Genomic DNA, 2,402 nt, shown 5'->3' on the forward strand with positions numbered 1-2,402 from the left:
CGCCCGGCCGCGCAGGCCTCGGCGATGTGGCCGAGCGTATCGGACCCCTCATCGCCGTAGGCGGCGGCGTCCGGGGCGCCGCCGATGCCGACGGAATCGAGGACGATGAGGAGGGCGCGCGCCATGGTCAGGCGGGCTCCAGCTCTGCGGCGACATCGCTGTCGAGGGCGAAGGCGGCCTTGAACAGCGCCCTTGTGTAGGGTGTCTGCGGATCGGAAAAGATCGTCTCCGCGGGGCCTTCCTCGACCACCCGGCCGTTCTGCATCACCACCACGTAGTTCGCGAGCGCCCGCACCACCTTCAGGTCGTGGCTGATGAACAGGTAGGCCAGCCCGCGCTCGCGCTGCAGGTCGCGCAGCAGCGTCACGATCTGCGCTTGCACCGAGCGGTCCAGCGCCGAGGTCGGCTCGTCCAGCACGACGAAACGGGGGTTGAGCACCATCGCCCGGGCGATGGCGATGCGCTGGCGCTGGCCGCCGGAGAATTCGTGCGGGTAGCGGTCCATGGCGGCCGGGTCGAGGCCGACATCGGTGAGCGCCTTCGAGACCACCGCCCGCCGCTCGGCCCGGGACCGCGCGGTGCCCTGCACGATCAGCCCCTCGGCGACGATGTCGGCCACCGACATGCGCGGCGAGAGCGAGCCGTAGGGGTCCTGGAAGACCACCTGCATGTCCTTCCGGAGCGGGCGCATCTGCGCCACGGTGAAGCCGTCGATGGCCTGGCCCAGGAACACGATCGGGCCTTCGGAGCCGGTGAGCCGCAGCAGGGCGAGGCCCAGCGTGGTCTTGCCGGACCCGGATTCACCAACGACACCAACGGTTTCGCCCGCCTTCACCGTGAGCGAGACCCCGTCCACCGCTTTGACGTGGCCGGTGACGCGCCGGAACGCGCCAGCCTTCAGCGGGAACCAGACCTTGAGCGGGCCGGCCTCCACCAGGGGGGTCGCGTCGGCCGGGACCGGGTTGGCCCGGCCCTTCGGTTCCGAGGCGATCAGGCGGCGGGTATACTCGTGTTGGGGGTCGGCGAAGACCGCCTTGGTCTGGCCGGCCTCGACGATCTTGCCCTTCAGCATCACGCAGACCCGGTCGGCGATGCGCTCGACGATGCCGAGATCGTGGGTGATGAACAGCAGCGCCATGCCGAGCCGCTTCTGGAGGTCGGCCAGCAGCGCCAGGATCTGGGCCTGCACCGTCACATCGAGGGCGGTGGTCGGTTCGTCGGCGACCAGCAGGTCCGGTTCGCAGGCCAGCGCCATGGCGATCATCACCCGCTGGCGCTGGCCGCCGGAAAGCTCGTGCGGGTAGGCGCCCAGGCGGCGCGCGGCATCGCGCAGGCCAACCAATTCCAGGAGCTCGAGAATCCGCGCCCGGGCGGGCTTGCCGGTGAGGCCGCGGTGGAGCCCCAGCACCTCGCCGATCTGCCGCTCGATCGTGTGGAGCGGGTTGAGCGAGGTCATCGGCTCCTGGAACACCATGGTGATGTCGGCGCCGCGCACGTCGCGCATCTGGCGTTCCGGCAGGGTCGTCAAGTCCCTGCCCTTGAACAGGATTTTCCCGCTCTGGCGCGCCGCGCCGTCGAGCAGCCGCAGGATCGCCAGGGCGGTCACGGACTTGCCGGAGCCCGATTCGCCCACCAGCGCCACGGTCTCGCCCCGGTGGATCGTGAAGCCGATCGAGTCCACCGCCGCCGTCTCGCCTGCGCGGGAGCGGAAGGCGACGGACAGGCCCTCGACGGACAGGAGCGGCGGGGTTTCGGCCTCTGACATGGGACCCTTATAGCGCGGCCGGGACCCTAGCCTACCCGCCCGCGGATGCGCGATCATGCGCGGTGATCGCAGCGGAGGGACGCGCCATGCCCGGGATCGACGAAGAATTGGCCGCCCATCTTCGGCTTCCCTTCGGAGAGTCTTCGCGGCCTGCGGCCAGACTTCGCGTTTCCGGGTCCGGCGCCCTGCCCTCCGCGTTCCGGGTGACCGACCTCGCCGCGGCCTCGATTGCAGCCGCCGGCCTGGCGCTCGCGGAAGTTGCGGGCCTCGACGGGCCGATCGCGGTGGACCGGCGACTCGCTTCGTTCTGGTTCGCGACGTCGCTGCGGCCGGATAGCTGGCGGGTGCCGGCGCCCTGGGATCCGGTGGCCGGGGACTACCGGACCCGGGACGGCTGGATCCGGCTCCACACCAACGCCCCGCATCACCGGGCTGCGGCCGAGCGGGTGCTGGGATCCCGGGCCGACCGGGCCGGCATGGCGGGGGCGGTGGCCGGCTGGGACAAGGCGGACCTGGAGGCGGCGGTGGTGGCCGAGGGCGGTTGCGCGGCCGAGATGCGTGGATCGGAGGATTGGGTGGCCCATCCCCAGGGCCGGGCGGTGGCGGCCGAGCCCCTGGTGGCGTTCGATCCGGCCTC

General features: G+C 71.6%; 1 protein-coding gene and 2 pseudogenes. 1 reads left to right on the forward strand and 2 read right to left on the reverse strand.

Translation table 11 applies throughout. The features are described 5' to 3' along the window. Window positions 1-125, reverse strand: a pseudogene (locus FV228_RS34450) (phosphopentomutase); the annotation flags it as partial. Between the two features lie 2 nt (window positions 126-127). Next, entirely contained in the window at window positions 128-1,765 is a 1,638-nt protein-coding gene (locus FV228_RS26965; protein WP_147857325.1) for an ABC transporter ATP-binding protein, read from the reverse strand. 203 nt (window positions 1,766-1,968) lie between these two features. Between FV228_RS26965 and FV228_RS26970 the strand changes: the two are divergent. Further along, window positions 1,969-2,402, forward strand: a pseudogene (locus tag FV228_RS26970) (CoA transferase); the annotation flags it as partial.

The organism is Methylobacterium sp. WL18, assembly GCF_008040015.1.
GTDB classification, from domain to species: Bacteria; Pseudomonadota; Alphaproteobacteria; order Rhizobiales; family Beijerinckiaceae; genus Methylobacterium; species Methylobacterium mesophilicum.